At 64.2% G+C, this 14765-nt stretch carries 12 protein-coding genes; 10 read left to right on the top strand and 2 right to left on the bottom strand.

What is annotated here, in order from left to right; genetic code table 11:
- Positions 1-2 precede the first annotated feature (2 nt).
- Positions 3-1154 carry an efflux RND transporter periplasmic adaptor subunit gene (locus tag EN804_RS24685; RefSeq protein WP_127279204.1) on the top strand — a complete coding sequence of 384 codons (1152 nt, stop codon included), beginning with the start codon at positions 3-5 and terminating at the stop codon, positions 1152-1154.
- A gap of 44 nt (positions 1155-1198) precedes the next feature.
- Here EN804_RS24685 and EN804_RS24690 read toward each other — a convergent pair whose 3' ends face one another.
- Positions 1199-2107: a LysR substrate-binding domain-containing protein gene (locus EN804_RS24690; protein ID WP_127873053.1), complete on the bottom strand. Its 909-nt coding sequence runs from the start codon at positions 2105-2107 to the stop codon at positions 1199-1201.
- A 114-nt stretch (positions 2108-2221) separates the two neighbouring features.
- Here EN804_RS24690 and EN804_RS24695 point away from each other — a divergent pair, with 114 nt between their 5' ends.
- The 8 genes from EN804_RS24695 (at position 2222) to EN804_RS24730 (ending at position 11994) form a co-directional block, all read left to right on the top strand.
- Positions 2222-3010 (top strand): 2OG-Fe(II) oxygenase, encoded by a 789-nt coding sequence (locus EN804_RS24695; protein ID WP_135921571.1) that lies wholly within the window; start codon positions 2222-2224, stop codon positions 3008-3010.
- 113 nt (positions 3011-3123) lie between these two features.
- Positions 3124-3816 carry a GntR family transcriptional regulator gene (locus tag EN804_RS24700; RefSeq protein ID WP_135921572.1) on the top strand — a complete coding sequence of 231 codons (693 nt, stop codon included), beginning with the start codon at positions 3124-3126 and terminating at the stop codon, positions 3814-3816.
- A gap of 33 nt (positions 3817-3849) precedes the next feature.
- Entirely contained in the window at positions 3850-4956 is a 1107-nt protein-coding gene (locus EN804_RS24705; protein ID WP_135921573.1) for a mandelate racemase/muconate lactonizing enzyme family protein, read from the top strand.
- A complete protein-coding gene (locus EN804_RS24710; RefSeq protein WP_135921574.1) occupies positions 4953-6137 on the top strand; it encodes a mandelate racemase/muconate lactonizing enzyme family protein in 1185 nt (394 codons plus the stop codon). The genes EN804_RS24705 and EN804_RS24710 overlap by 4 nt, the downstream gene beginning before the upstream one ends.
- Before the next feature lie 258 nt (positions 6138-6395).
- The gene (locus tag EN804_RS24715; RefSeq protein WP_127873048.1) at positions 6396-8060 is read left to right on the top strand and encodes an ABC transporter substrate-binding protein; all 1665 of its coding nucleotides are present in this window, start codon (positions 6396-6398) and stop codon (positions 8058-8060) included.
- A gap of 70 nt (positions 8061-8130) precedes the next feature.
- On the top strand, positions 8131-9084 hold the full coding sequence (locus EN804_RS24720; RefSeq protein WP_135921593.1) for an ABC transporter permease: 954 nt from the start codon (positions 8131-8133) through the stop codon (positions 9082-9084).
- The gene (locus EN804_RS24725; RefSeq protein WP_135921575.1) at positions 9081-9959 is read left to right on the top strand and encodes an ABC transporter permease; all 879 of its coding nucleotides are present in this window, start codon (positions 9081-9083) and stop codon (positions 9957-9959) included. Before EN804_RS24720 ends, EN804_RS24725 begins: the two co-directional genes overlap by 4 nt.
- On the top strand, positions 9952-11994 hold the full coding sequence (locus EN804_RS24730) for an ABC transporter ATP-binding protein (protein ID WP_135921576.1): 2043 nt from the start codon (positions 9952-9954) through the stop codon (positions 11992-11994). Before EN804_RS24725 ends, EN804_RS24730 begins: the two co-directional genes overlap by 8 nt.
- A gap of 32 nt (positions 11995-12026) precedes the next feature.
- On the opposite strand, the gene EN804_RS24735 is transcribed toward EN804_RS24730, so the two are convergent.
- Positions 12027-12929 carry a LysR family transcriptional regulator gene (locus EN804_RS24735; protein ID WP_135921577.1) on the bottom strand — a complete coding sequence of 301 codons (903 nt, stop codon included), beginning with the start codon at positions 12927-12929 and terminating at the stop codon, positions 12027-12029.
- A 116-nt stretch (positions 12930-13045) separates the two neighbouring features.
- Here EN804_RS24735 and EN804_RS24740 point away from each other — a divergent pair, with 116 nt between their 5' ends.
- Positions 13046-14701, top strand: a complete 1656-nt coding sequence (locus tag EN804_RS24740) for an ABC transporter substrate-binding protein (RefSeq protein WP_135921578.1) — start codon at positions 13046-13048, stop codon at positions 14699-14701.
- Positions 14702-14765 lie beyond the last annotated feature (64 nt).

Genomic DNA, 14765 nt, shown 5'->3' on the forward strand with positions numbered 1-14765 from the left:
TCATGCGTAAATGGAAAATCGCGTTGGGAACGGCTGTCGCGCTGGGTGCGATCTCGGTGGCCAGCGTCCACCTGCTGGACATGGGCAATCTCAGCCTGAATGCCGGCACGGCCGGGGCCGCGCCCGCTCCAGCCGCGTTCGTCATGCCGGTGCCGGTGGCGAGCGTCGTCAAGAAGACGATCCCGATCTACCTCGACTATGCCGCGCGGACCGAGCCGATCCGCAGCATCACGCTGCAGGCGCGCGTCCCCGGCTACCTGCAGGAACAGACGGCGCAAGACGGCGCCGATGTGCGGCAGGGCGACACGCTCTACAAGATCTCGCCCGACGACTTTCAGGCCGCGCTCGATCAGGCGAAGGCCCAGGTGCAGCGCGATACGGCGACGCTCGACTATGCGCGTTCCAATCTCGGCCGCGGTACCGAGCTTGCCAAGAGCGGTTACCTGGACAAGGACAGCTTCGACCAGCGCACCAGCACCTTGCGCGAGGCGCAGGCGTCGCTGGCGCTCAACCAGGCCGCCGTGCGCACGGCCGAGCTCAATTTGAGCTACGCTGAAATCCATGCGCCATTCCCCGGACGTCTGGGCCGCAACCAGGCCTCCGTGGGAACGCTGGTCAGCGTTGCCGGCACCGTGCTCAACACGCTGGTGCAGCTTGATCCGATCTACGTCACCTTCAATCCAAGCGAGACGGATCTGGCGCAGATCGAGGAAGCGCGTGCTGCCGGCCCGATCGAGGTCGAGGTCCTGCTTCCGGGTGAGACCGAAGCCCACCAGAAGGGCGAGCTCACCTTCATCGACAACACGATCGATCACTCGACCGGCACGATCACCACACGCGCCACCATCGGCAACGCCAAGTTCACGCTCTTGCCAGGCCAGTATGTTCGCGTGCGGCTGCACGTCAAACAACAGCCCGATGCGCTGATGGTGCCGCAGGTCGCGCTGGGATCAAGCCAGCTCGGCAAATATCTCTACGTCGTCGGCAAGGGCAATACGGTCGACCAGCGGCTGGTTTCGCTTGGGCCGACCAGCGGCGACATGGTCGCCATCCTCAGCGGCGTCGCCGAAGGCGACCAGGTGATCACAGGCAATCTGCAGAAGATCGGCCCCGGAATGCCGATTTCGCCCCTCCCACAGAAACCGGCTACCTGACTCCCCCGCAGGCCCGGTTTCCGCGCGGCGCCCTCGACCCTTTCTCAGGTCGCGGGCGCCGTTTTCACGAGCAGACCGACCAGAGCGGCGACGTCGGCGCGATCGGCCTTTGCCGGCGGCATGAAGGCGCAATAGGGGTGCCCCAGGCGCACCGAGACGGAAGAAAGCGCAATCAGCCGGCCCGCATCCAGATCGGCCTGGGCCATCACCCGCTGTCCAAGGGCAATGCCGAGGCCCAACCGAGCCGAGGCTATCGCCAGGCTTGAGAGGCCGACGCGGCGCCCCTGCGACGGGTCGGGCGACCGGTTGCCGCCGCATGCCGCGAACCAATCGGCCCAGCTCGGGTGCGAGGCATAGTTCGGCCCCCAATTGGTGTGGATGAACAGGCTCTCATGCAGATCGGTGAGGCCCGTATCGCCATTGCCGTGCCGCTGCCAGAAGTCCGGCGCGCAGACCGGCAGCACATCGTCATGGACCAGGCGGACCATCCGCAGGCCGGGATAGTGATAGTCGCCATAGCTGATGCGCAGGTCGACGTTCTGGCGCATCAGATCGATCGGATCATCCTCGGCACGCACGTCGATCGCCATGTGCGGGAAGGCCTCGAGGAGCACGGCCAGCCTCGGCGCCAGCCACAGTTCGGCCAGCGAGAATGGCACGCTGACGACAAGCCGTGTCCTCAGGCCGCCTTCGAGCATGCGCTGGCCGATGGCGGCAATGTCACCGAGCGCACGCGCCGTCTGCGGATAGATGGCGTGGCCGGCGTCGGTCAGCGCGATGCGATTGCCGGTGCGCACGAACAGTTGCTTGCCGAACCAGGTTTCGAGATTGCGGATCTGCTGGCTGACCGCCGCCGAGGAGACGCCAAGCTCGCTCGCGGCCAGTGTGAAGCTGCCGGCGCGGGCGGCGACCTCGAAGGCCTTGATCGCATTCAACGGCGGCAGCCGGTCCACATCAGCCTCCAGAAGTTTTTCTTGGCCAATCCTAATAATTTTCCACGTTGAGAGAAAGAATTTTTTGCCGTCTTCTGTGCCCAACCTTGGAGCTTCCCGATTGGAGCATACGACATGGAAGACATTCTCGACCTCGACCGCTATCCGCTCGATCGCGAAGGCAGCCCCGAATGGGATCGCCTCGTCGAGCAGTCGCTCGCCGCGCTCGCAGCCGACGGCATGTTCAATCTCGAGGGCTTTCTGCGGCCCGGTATCGCCGAACAAGCGGTGCGGGAAATCAAGCCGGTCATGGACGCGCGGTCCCATGTCCACAAGCGTTTGCACAACATCTACTTCAAGCCCAGCATTCCGGAATTGGCACCCGACCACCCGGCGCTGCGCAAGGTGGAAACCATCAGCCACACCGTCTGCGCCGACCAGATTCCCGGCAGCATGGTGATGGCGATCTACGAATACGAACCGCTGGTGCGTTTCCTCGCCGCGACGATGGGCAAGGCCAGACTGCATGTCATGCAGGATCCGTTGGCACGCGCCAATGTGATGGCCTATCGCGCCGGCGAAGCGCTGAACTGGCACTTCGACCGCTCGGAATTCACCACCACGCTGCTCCTGCAACAGGCGGAGCGCGGCGGTGACCTGGAATACCGCACCGATCTCAGATCGGATGAGGATCCAAACTATGACGGCGTTGCCAGACTGCTCGAAGGGCGCGATCCCGAAGCCAGGGTCCTGCGCATGAAGCCCGGTACGCTGAACGTGTTTCGCGGCAAGAACACCGCGCATCGCGTCACCACGGTCGAAGGCGACCGCGAACGGATGATCGCGGTGTTCTCCTACTATGAGAAGCCGGGCGTGATGTTCAGCGATGAGGAGCGTGTCGGTTTTTATGGCCGGGCGGCTTGATTCAGCCCAGCCGGCCGGGCTGCCAAGCAAAGCTCAGAAATTCGAGCATGGCCTCTTGTTAGATTGTCGACAATCTGATTGTCTTGCCTTCTGTTCTCGCTGGAGTGGGCCAAATGGTGAAGACGGAGTTCAGCCCGATTGCCGACACGACGCGCCGTGCCGAAATCGTGGCACTGCTGCGGCGCGCGATCCTGACCGGTCAGCTCGAGCCCGGTCAGAAGCTCAACGAGCTCCGTATCTCCGAACAGATGCGGGTCAGCCGCGCGCCGCTGCGCGAGGCGATGCGCGAGCTGGTGCAGGAAGGCATCCTGACCAGCATCCCCTATGCCGGCACCTTCGTCATCAATGTCACCGCCAAGGACATCGACGATGCCTATTCGCTCAACAAGGTGCTGGACGAGTTCGCCATCGAGCGGATGTGGAAGCAGCGTGACCAGCGTTTCCTGGACGAGCTTGACCGGCGCCACGAGGCGGTGAAGCAGGCGACGCGCGAGCGCGACACCACAAGGCAGATCGAAACCGCGCTGCAACTGCATGGCCTGATCCATGAATGGGCCGACAATTCGGTGCTCCTGGAAACCTGGCAAAGGCTGACCAGCCGTTTGCAGATGTACTTTGCCCTGCACCAGCAGGCGCGCAAGGAAGCGGTGCCGGCCGAAGATGTCCACGAGACCTATGTGGCGCTGCTCAAGGGCGACGACATGCGTGCCGCCCAGCGCCATGCCCGCGAGCATATCGACCTCGATTTCGAAGAGCTTCTTGCCTATGCGCGCGGCCTTGAACGGCGCCCGTCGAAAGGCGCCTGATCCCTCCCATCATCGCGGACAATGGATACCCACGTGCAGATTGAAACCATCAAAGCCTATCACGTCGTGCAGCCCTTCGTGGACGGCCCCTACCGCATGTCCAAGGGGCGCGTGGCTGACTGCTTCGACGCCGTGATCGTGTCCATCACCTCCGACAGCGGGTTGACCGGCTGGGGTGAGATGGCGCCGCTCGGCAATTTCTACTCGGCCGCCTTCCCGGCCGGCACGAGAGCCGGCGTGCCGGAGATCGCACCGCACCTCATCGGCCAGGACCCGTGCGGGCTGGCCAGCATCGGCCGGCTGATGGACACCGTGTTCAAGGGCCATCCCTACATCAAATCGGCGTTCGACATGGCCTGCTGGGATCTGGCGGCGCGCGCGGCCGGCGTGCCGCTGGTGACGCTGCTCGGCGGCAAGGAAAGCGACACGGCGGAACTCTACAAGGTCGTCACCCATGGCACGGTCGATCAAATGGCCGCACTTGCCAAGCGCATCGTCAAGGACGGTTTCCACCGGCTGCAGGTCAAGGTCGGCGGCAATGTCCATGACGACATCGAGCGCGTCACGGCGGTCGCCGCCTCGGTGCCGAAAGGCACGGTCATCTTCTGCGACGCCAATGCCGGCTGGACACCCTACCAGGCGCGGCAGTTCGCCGATGCCACGCGGGCGATCGACTACACGTTCGAGCAGCCCTGCACGACGATCGACGAGAACATGTCGGTGCGCCGCATGCTCGACAAGCCGATGGTGCTCGACGAATCCGTCACCTCGCTCGAGGCGATGCTGGAAATCCATCGCCTCGGCGCGGCCGACGGCCTGACGCTGAAGATTTCGCGGCTCGGCGGCGTCACCAAGACCCGGCTGATCCGTGACGTCGCCGTCGATCTCGGCTTCATGATCACGGTCGAGGACACCGGCGGCGCCGAGATCGACACATCCGCCATGGCGCATCTGTCGCTGTCGACGCCGGAGGAGCGGCGGCTGCATGCGATCGCCTTCCATGAATGGGTGACCGTGCGCACCGCGTCGAACGCGCCGCCGGTCACCGGCAGCCGCATGGGCATTCCCGACGGGCCGGGCCTCGGCATCGACGTCGTTCCCGACCTGCTCGGCAAGCCTTTCTTCGAGGTCAGCCGGTGAAGATCCGCAGCATCAAGGCGACGCCTATCAATCTTCGCCTCGAAGCGCCCTATGCCTGGGTGTTCGGCGAACTCGACGGTTTTTCGCCGACCATCGTCGAAGTCGAGACCGAGGACGGCCTTGTCGGGCTGGGCGAAGCGCCGACGCCGGCGGCGGCCGCCATCATCAACGATGGTCTCGCCAAACGGCTGGTCGGCCGCGACGCCTTCGACATCGCCGGCGCCGAGCATGTCAGCCTGCCCTTCTGGACCGGCGTGCAGTCGATCAACGACCGCGCCCGCATCATGGCCTTCGGCGCCATCGAGATGGCGCTTTGGGACTTACGCGGCAAGGCATGGAACCAGCCGCTCTACCAATTGCTTGGCGGCGCCGTGCGCAAGGACATCCCGTTCACCGACTACTTCTCGCTGCGCGGCAATGGGGCTGGTGTAAAGGGCGAGACGACGCCGGAAGCCGTCGCCGACTATTGCGTCGAACTGCACGAGACGCATGGAACGACGTTCTTCGAAGGCAAGTTCTCGACCGACGACCCGAAAGTCTCGCTGAGAATGGTCGAGCTGATCCGCAAGAAGCTCGGCGACGATGCGATGATCCGCATCGATTCCAACCAGGCTTATTCGCTGGCCACCGCCCGGCGGCTGGCGCGGCCGCTGGAAGATCTCGGCGTGCGCAACTGGGAGGATCCGGTGGCGACGATCGAGGAGATGCGCGAGCTTCGCCGCCATTGTTCGATCCCGTTCTCGACCCACAATATCGACATTGCGCGCGCCATGGACCTCAAGGTGCCGGATGCTTTCGTCGGCAACCCGACGGCGCATGGCGGCATCGGCCGGATGCTGCGGTTCGTCGGTGCCTGCGAGCACGCGGGCATCGATTTCTGGTGCTACAGCGGCGACAGCGGCATCGGCAGCGCGGCCTACCTGCACCTGTGCGCGGCGCTCGGCTGGATCCGGGAGCCGAACCAGTCGCTGTTTCGCATGCAACCGATTGACATCACCGAGCAAGGGCCGTTTTCGCCCGAGAACAATACGGTGCGTGTCCCGGAAGGCCCGGGTCTCGGTGTCACATTGTCGCGGAAAAATCTCGCGGCCTGCCATCGCGACTTCGCCGAGAACGGCCCGTGCAACAAATATCACGACCCGGCCAAGCCCGGGACATATCGCCGTTTGCCGCTGAACTAGGAGTACGAGACGGGAAAGGAGACGGAATAAGAGTCCGCCGCCGCGCGCGGATGGCGACGGCAGGACCGGACGGATGGAAGCATTGCCTCAAGAAAATCTGACCCGCACGCCGGAAGGATCGGATGGACCCAGAAAAACCGCATGCTACAGTCCCGGTCGACTGACATCGTTGATGGCCGGGACAGGAGAACTCCACGGACTTTCGTCAACTGAAAACACATTCATCAACCATAAGAAACAGGGGAAAGGGTTAAACCCATGATCAAGAACTACCGCATTCTCGACCTGATCCGGCGTAATCGCTCGCCGCTCGAAAATCACTTGATCGACGGGCTCGTCGATGGCCGTGTCAGCCGCCGCGACTTCATCCGCCATGGCAGCCTGCTCGGCCTGTCGCTGCCGCTGCTTGGAGGCATCACCACGGCCGCCGGCTTTGGCGGCATGCCGTCGCTGGCCCGCGCCCAGGGCGCACCCGGCGCCACCATCCGTGTCGCCAGCAGCGTGCCGGCAGCCGCCATCGATCCGGTCACCATTGCCGACGCCGGCGGCCTCCTGGTCATGCAGCAGGTAGCCGAATTCCTCTGCGTCGACGGCCCCGACCTCGTGCTCAAGCCGGCACTGGCCGAAAGCTGGAAGCCGAACGACAACGGCTCGGTGTGGACCTTCAAACTGCGCAAGGGCGTGAAGTTCCACAGCGGCGGCGAGATGAAGGCGGAGGACGTGGTGGCGAGCATCGACCGCCTCGCCGATCCGGCAAACTCGTCCAACGCGCTGTCGGTGTTCACCGGCATCCTGTCGAAGGGCGCCAGCAAGAAGGTCGACGACTACACGGTGGAATTCCACCTAGACGCGCCGAACGGCAACTTTCCCTACATGCTGTCGTCGGACAATTACAACGCCGTCATCGTCCCGGCGAGCTACAAGGGCGACTACGAAAAGAGCTTCGACGGCACCGGGCCGTTCAAGATCGAGAAATACACGCCGAAGGTCGGCGCCTCCTTCGTCCGCAACGAGGACTATTGGGGCGAGAAGGCGCTGCCGGAACGCACCGAATTCACCTTCTTCACCGATGTACAGCCGATGATCCTGGCGCTGCAGGGCGGGCAGGTCGACATCATCAACCAGATGCCGGTGCTGGCCGGCGTGGCCCTGCTCAGTGATCCAAGCGTCGACATCATCAGCCTGAAGTCTTCAGCGCATCAGCAGCTGCATCTGCGTTGCGACGACGGCCCGCTGAAGGACGCACGCGTGCGCCGCGCCATCGCGCTCAGCATGGATCGCGACAAATTGGTCGCAGGCCTGATGAAGGGGCGTGCCGTGGCCGGCAACGACAGCCCGTTCGCCGCGGTCTACCCCTCGACCGATACGAGCATACCGCAGCGCAAGCAGGACATCGCGCAGGCCAAGCAGCTCATGGAAGCAGCCGGTGCCGGCAAGGGCTTCAAAGTCACGCTGACCACCGAGCGCTACCTCGAAATCCCCGAATACGCCCAGCTCATCCAGAACTGGGTCAAGGAGATCGGCATCGAGCTCGAACTCAACATCCTCGACCAGGGGGCCTATTACGGCGACGCGGTGTTCGGCAAATCGAACTGGCTGGATTCGGTGATGGGCATCACCGACTATGGCCATCGCGGCGTGCCGAATGTCTATCTTGCCGCTCCCTTGAAGAGCGACGGCACCTGGAATGCAGCGCACTTCAAGAACAAGGACTACGACGCGCTGGCGACCAGCTATATCGCGGCACTCGATCTCGAAGCCCAGAAGGCCGACGCCGGCAAGATCCAGAAGCTTCTGCTCGAGGAAACCCCGGTCATCTTCGGCTATTTCTACGACTACCTGACGGCAACGGCGAAGGGCGTGGCCGGCGTGCAGCCGACAGCAATGTCGCAGCTGTTCCTCGATAAGGCGTCGAAGGCGTAAGCGAAAAGGGAAAGCCAGTCCTCTAATAGCCAGCTCCTCCGGGGAGCTGGCTTTGCAAGGAGTCTTAGCCATTCTCTCCTTCTTTGCGCGGCGTGTGTCCCTGTCGCTGATCACGCTGTTCCTGCTCAGCATCATGGTGTTCCTGGGCGGCCAGGTTCTGCCAGGCAATGTCGGGCGCGCGATCCTCGGCCCGTTCGCCGACCAGCGCGCGGTGGACGCGCTCAATCACACACTCGGCGTCGATCGCCCGCTGCTTGTCCAGTACTGGAGCTGGATCTCCAACTTCGTCCAGGGCGACATGGGCACCTCCTACATCTTCCGCTCGCCTGTGGCGCCGTTCGTCATCGATGCGCTCGGCAATTCGATGAAGCTGGCGGCCGTCGCCTTCGTGCTGGTGGTGCCGATCGGCATTCTGGGCGGCGTCATTGCGGCGCTCAACCTCAACCGTCCGCTCGACCGCATCATCAGCCTCGGCGGCCTGTCGGTGACGGTGCTGCCCGAGTTCGTCACCGGCATCATCCTGATCCTGATCTTCGGCGTATGGCTGCGCTGGCTGCCGATCTCGGCCGCTTGGCCCAGGAATGCCGGCTTCTTCACCCAGCTCTATTACCTGATCCTGCCATCGCTGCCGCTGTTCCTGGTGCTGTTCGGCTATATCGCGCGCATGGCGCGTTCGGGCATGATCGAGGCGCTCGATTCCGACTATACGCGGACCGCCGTGCTCAAGGGCCTGCCGTGGCGCACCGTGATCTGGCGGCATGTGCTGCGCAATGCGCTGCTGCCGACCATCACCGTCATCGCCACCCAGACCGGCTATCTTATCGGCGGGCTGGTGGTGATCGAGACGCTGTTCCGCTACCAGGGCATCGGCTCGCTGATCTTCACCGCGGCGCGCGGCAAGGATTTTCCGATGCTGGAATCCGGCATCCTCACCATCGGCATCGTCTATGCCGTGGCGACATTGGTCGCCGACTTCCTCTATTCCGTGCTCAATCCGCGCATCCGCCTGGGGTCAGACCAATGAGCGCCGTCCAGACCACCTCCCCCGCACAGGACGACACGCGCAAGCGCGGTCCGCTGGCCGAAGTCCTTTTCTCCCTGCTGCGCTCGCGAACCTTCCTTGTCGGTCTTGCCATCGTGCTGTTCTGGGTTGCCTGCGCACTGTTTGGCGAACACTTCGCGCCCTACGACCCGCTCGCCGACGACATCATCAACGCGCTGGCGCCGCCTTCGCGCGAACACTGGTTCGGCACCGACCAGATCGGCCGCGATGTGTTCTCGCGCGTCATCGTCGGCTCGCGCGATATCCTGACGGTCGCGCCGCTGGCGACCTTGCTGGCGACGGTCGCGGGTACCGCGCTCGGCCTGCTCACCGGCTATTTCCGAGGCATCGTCGACGATGTCGTCAGCCGCATCCTGGAAGCCTTCATGGCGATCCCCGTGGTGATCGTGGCACTGCTCGCCATCGTCGCGCTCGGCACCTCCAAGACCACCGTCATCATCGTCATCGGCCTGAGCTTCGCGCCGATCATCGCGCGCACCGTGCGCTCGGCGGTGCTGGCCGAGCGTGAACTCGACTATGTCGCGGCCGCACAGCTCAGGCATGAGAGCGCGCTGCATACGATGTTCGTCGAGATCCTGCCCAACGTCATCCCGCCGATCCTGGTCGAGACCACGGTGCGACTGGGCTATGCCATCTTCGCTGTCGCCACGCTCTCCTTCATGGGCTTCGGCATCCAGCCGCCGTCTCCCGACTGGGGCCTCTCGATCTCTAGCAATTACGGCATGATCGGCGGCGGCTTCTGGTGGACGGTGCTGTTCGACGCGCTCGCCATCGCCTCGCTGGTGATCGGCGTCAACCTGGCCGCCGACGGTGTGCATGGGGCCTTCAATGACTGAACCCGCCGTGGCAAAAAACGCGCTCGAACTCAGAGACCTGTCGGTTGCCTACCGGGTCGGCGGCCGCAATCGCGCGGTGCTGCGCAATCTCAGCCTCACCATCGCCCAGGGCGAGGCCTACGGGCTGGTCGGAGAATCCGGCTGCGGCAAGTCGACGGTGGCGCTCACCGTGGTGCGCTACCTCCCGCGCAACGGCTCGATATCGGGCGGCGCCATCTCGCTCGACGGCCAGGATGTCATGAAGCTCGACGCCGAGGCGCTGCGGCGCGCGCGGGCCGAAAGCGTCTCGATGGTCTATCAGGATCCGGGCAAGGCGCTGAACCCGTCGATCCGCATCGGCCGGCAACTGACCGAGATTTTCGAGCTTGGCGGCATAACCGGCCATGCGGCCACCGATCGCGCCATCGCCATGTTGAACCGAGTGCGCATCTCCGATCCGCCAAGCGTCATGCAGCGCTATCCGCACCAGCTGTCGGGTGGCATGCAGCAGCGCGTGGCGATCGCCATGGCGCTGGCCAACGACCCCTCGATGCTGATCCTCGACGAGCCGACGACTGGGCTGGATGCCACAGTCGAGGCCGAGGTGCTCGACCTCATCGCGCAGCTCAGGCGGGAACTCTCAGCCTCGATCCTGTTCATCAGCCACAACCTCGCCGTCGTCTCCAACATGTGCGACCGGGTCGGCGTGCTCTATGCCGGCATGCTGGTCGAGGAAGGACCAACGGAGGTCGTCTTCAACGATCCGCGCCATCCTTACACTGTCGCGCTGCTGCGCTGCCTGCCGCTCGGCGGCCAGCGCAAGGACCAGGGCCGGCTCGATACCATTCCGGGCTTCCTGCCGGGCATCGGCGCCATCATCAAGGGCTGCGCTTTCGCCGACCGCTGCGCACTTGCAGATGACCGCTGCCGCACCGAATTGCCACCGCTCTATAAACTGAGCGACGAGCGCGGGACCCGGCTGTCGCGCTGCTTCCATCACGACAAGGCGCAGGCCCTGCCCCGCGCGACGCCCGCCGACGTGGCGCCAGCGCCAAAGCCCGCAACGGATCCGGTGCTGCGGGTCGCCGGGCTGAACAAGACCTATGCCAGCCATGGTCATCCCCTGCGCGCCGTCAAGGACGTGTCGCTTGATCTCAGGCCCGGCGAGACGCTCGGGCTGGTCGGCGAATCCGGTTCGGGCAAGACCACCTTCGCCAGGCTGCTGCTCGGGCTGGTGCCACCCGATGAAGGCGGCACCATCGAGTTCGAAGGCAAGGCGCTGGCGCCTAAGCTGGAGAACCGCAACGACGATCAGGTCAAGGCGATGCAGATCGTCTTCCAGAACCCGGATTCGGCGCTCAACCGCTCGCATTCGATCCGCCATCTCATCGGCCGGGCGCTGAAGCGGCTGGCGGGGCTCAAGGGTGCCGCCCTCGAGGCGCGCCTCAACGATCTCGTCCGCTCGGTGCGGCTCACCGACCGGCATCTGGCCGTCAAACCGCGCCAGCTCTCGGGCGGGCTGAAGCAGCGCGTCGCCATTGCGCGTGCCTTCGCCGGCGATCCGCGCATCGTCGTCTGCGACGAGCCGACCTCGGCACTCGATGTCTCCGTCCAGGCGGCGATCCTCAATCTGCTTGCCGACCTGCAGTCGAAGGAAGACGTCAGCTACATCTTCATTTCGCATGACCTCGGCGTGGTGCGTTATCTCTCCGACAAGATCGCCGTGCTCTATCTCGGACGCATCATGGAACTCGGGCCATCGGAGGACGTCTTCTCCGGTCCGCATCATCCCTATACCGAGGCGCTGCTCTCGGCGGTGCCCAAGCTCGACCAGACCGAGACGGCGCGCATTCGGCTCGACGGCGAAATCCCCAGCGCCACCAACCCGCCCTCGGGCTGCGTCTTCCACACGCGCTGTCCGCGCAAGATCGGCCCCATCTGCGAACAGCAGGAGCCGCCATTGGCCGAGGCGCAGCCGGGACACTCGATCCGCTGCCACATCCCCTATGCGGAACTGAGGCGGCTGCAGAAGACAACGGTGGCCGAACCGGCATAGCGAGACATCGTATGGGGCATTTGCCTGGCCGGTTACACCTGGCCGGCGATGCCCAGGGAACGGTCGCCTTCCGAAAACCCCTGACCTTCGGTCCAATCCCTGGCCAGCGTGCGCAGCCCGGTCAACGCGACGTCGAGCGTGTCGGACGAGGCGGGATTGCTGGGATAGGCGAGATAGATCGGCCGTTGAAATACCGGCGTGTTGTCGATGCGGCGCATTTCGCCGCGCTCGATATGGCCGCTGACGGCGCTGAGCGGCAGATAGGCGGCGGCGTGCTGCGACAGGACATGCTGGAGCCCGATGAAGACCAGCCCCGCCGAGATAGCCGGTTTGACCATGCCGGCGAACGCCCGGTCATGCTCGATGCGGAATTCGAGCCCCCAGTCCATCAGTATGTAGTTTTCGGTCCACGGCTGCGTCTGGGCGGCATGCTGGACGAGCACCACCTGGTCGACGGCGAGCGTCTCGTAGACGATGCCGGGATGCGGTCGCGGCAGATAGAGGATGCAGATGTCGAGCAGGCCTTCGGCCAACTGGTCGATTGCCTGGTCGGGAAAGCTTCCTTCCAGCCGTAGCGCCACGTTCGGCCTTCTGGCGCGCATCCACTCGACCCATGGCGAGGTGATGCGCTCCCACAGATAGGCTGGCGCGGTGAAGCGCAACAGCGTCTCGTAGCCATCGGGAACGGCGATATCCTGCCTGGATTGCTCCCAGGTGCGAGTGATGGAGGAGGCATGCGGCAGGAACTGCCGGCCGGCTGGCGTCAACGTGACGCCGTCGCGGTCACGGACAAAGAGCCGGCGCCCCAACTGCTCCTCAAGCCCCCTTATCCGCGCACTGACGGTGGATTGCGCGAGATTGAGCCGGTTGGCGGCGACAGTGAAGCTGCCATGTTCGGCGACTTCGAGGAAGCTGCGCAGGTTTTCGGTATCCATGCCATCACTCGTCCATCGAAAATTTCGATGGACCCTATCAAAAAATATCGCTTTCCGGTCGCGGTCAACAATGCCCTAAATGGCCGATCTCCCAAGGGCAAGCGAGGAATGCAGCCATGCCAAGGCATTTCATGACGATTGACGCCGCCCGCAAAAACCTGACCGCAATCGAAAATTCCGCTGTCGACGAATTGCTGGCCGGCAGGCTCGACCGGCGCGATTTTCTGCGCCACGGCAGCGTGCTTGGCCTGTCGCTGCCGTTGCTTGGTGGCATTCTGGGAGCGGCGGGTTTCGGGACGCAAAAGGCCCGCGCCGAGGGCAAGCAGGGCGGTACGGTGCGCGCCGGTGTGGCGACGCCGGGCGGCGCCATCGACCCCGTCACCTTCTATGACAGCGGCAGCTACCAGCTGGTTTTCCAGACCGCCGAATTCCTCTGCATCACCCAGCCGGACCTGACCCTGAAACCGGTTCTGGCGGAAAGCTGGTCGCCCAACGAAGACGGCAGCGTGTGGACCTTCAAGCTGCGCAAGGGCGTGAAATTCCACAATGGCGAGGACTTCAAGGCCGAGGACGTGGTGGCGACATTCGATCGGCTGGCCGATCCCAATGGCGCTTCCAACGCGCTGTCGGTGTTCAAGGGCCTGCTTTCTAAAGGTGGCACCCAGAAGGTCGACGACCACACCGTCGCCTTCCATCTCGACGCGCCGAACGGCAGTTTTCCCTACTCGGTGTCGATCGACAATTACAACGCCGTCATCCTGCCGGCGAGCTACAAGGGCGACTACGAAAAGACCTTTGAAGGCACCGGGCCGTTCCGGATGGAGACCTATACGCCCAAGGTCGGTGCGACCTTCGTCCGCAACCCCGACTATTGGGGCGAAAAAGCGTTGCCTGACCGACTCGAATTCAAGTTCTACGGTGATGTGCAACCGCGCATCCTGGCGCTGCAGGCCGGCGAGGTCGACATTCTCGACGCGGTTCCGCTCGATGTCAGCCAGGTGGTGCTGAACAGCCCCGACATCACGGTGCTGCGCGTCGCCTCGACGGCGCACCGCCAGCTTCACATGCGCTGCGACATGGCGCCTTTCACTGACAAGCGCGTGCGCCAGGCGCTTGCGCTCGGCATCGATCGGTCCAAGCTGGTCGACGGCTTGTGCCGCGGCATGGCGGCCACCGGCAATGACAGCCCGTTCGCGCCGGCCTTCCCCGCCACCGACAAGTCGGTGCCGCAGCGCACCCAGGATATCGCCAAGGCCAAGCAACTCATGGATGCGGCGGGCCTCGCCAGCGGCTTCGACATCACGCTGACGACGCTGCGCTATTCCGACATTCCGGGCTATGCGCAACTGTTCCAGAATTTCGCCAAGGAGATCGGCGCCCGCATTTCGCTCAACATCGAGGATCAGGACAAATATTACGGCAAGGCGGTGTTTGGCCAATCAGATTGGCTGGACAGCCCGCTCGGCATCACCGACTACGCGCATCGCAGCGTGCCGAATGTCTTTTTGAAGAGCCCGCTGGTCAGCGACGGCCCGTGGAACGCCGCGCATTTCAAGAGCCCTGCCTATGACGGCATGGTCGCCAGCTACCTCAAGGCGCTCGACATCGGCGCGCAGCGCGCGGCTGCATCCGACATCCAGAAACTGCTGCTCGACGAGACGCCTGTGATCTTCAGCTACTTCCCGGACCTTCTGGTGCCGGTGCGCAAGAATGTCAGCGGCCTGCCGCCGATCGCCGCCGGGCTGCTGCTCGATCGTGTGTCGCTGGGGTAGAGGCTGCCGAGATCATGCTCGAACAGGCAGAGGCCAGATCGGACCGCTCCGGGTTTCGGGCGGT

Source organism: Mesorhizobium sp. M8A.F.Ca.ET.161.01.1.1, assembly GCF_004792105.1.
Classification (GTDB): Bacteria; Pseudomonadota; Alphaproteobacteria; order Rhizobiales; family Rhizobiaceae; genus Mesorhizobium.

Bases quoted from the DNA above. Each gene is read 5' to 3' on its own strand.
- EN804_RS24715 (WP_127873048.1), top strand. From the start codon at position 6,396: ATGATCAAGAACTACCGCATTCTCGACCTGATCCGGCGTAATCGCTCG.
- EN804_RS24700 (WP_135921572.1), top strand. From the start codon at position 3,124: ATGGTGAAGACGGAGTTCAGCCCGATTGCCGACACGACGCGCCGTGCC.
- EN804_RS24685 (WP_127279204.1), top strand. From the start codon at position 3: ATGCGTAAATGGAAAATCGCGTTGGGAACGGCTGTCGCGCTGGGTGCG.
- EN804_RS24735 (WP_135921577.1), bottom strand. From the start codon at position 12,929: ATGGATACCGAAAACCTGCGCAGCTTCCTCGAAGTCGCCGAACATGGC.
- EN804_RS24740 (WP_135921578.1), top strand. From the start codon at position 13,046: ATGCCAAGGCATTTCATGACGATTGACGCCGCCCGCAAAAACCTGACC.
- EN804_RS24730 (WP_135921576.1), top strand. From the start codon at position 9,952: ATGACTGAACCCGCCGTGGCAAAAAACGCGCTCGAACTCAGAGACCTG.
- EN804_RS24695 (WP_135921571.1), top strand. From the start codon at position 2,222: ATGGAAGACATTCTCGACCTCGACCGCTATCCGCTCGATCGCGAAGGC.
- EN804_RS24725 (WP_135921575.1), top strand. From the start codon at position 9,081: ATGAGCGCCGTCCAGACCACCTCCCCCGCACAGGACGACACGCGCAAG.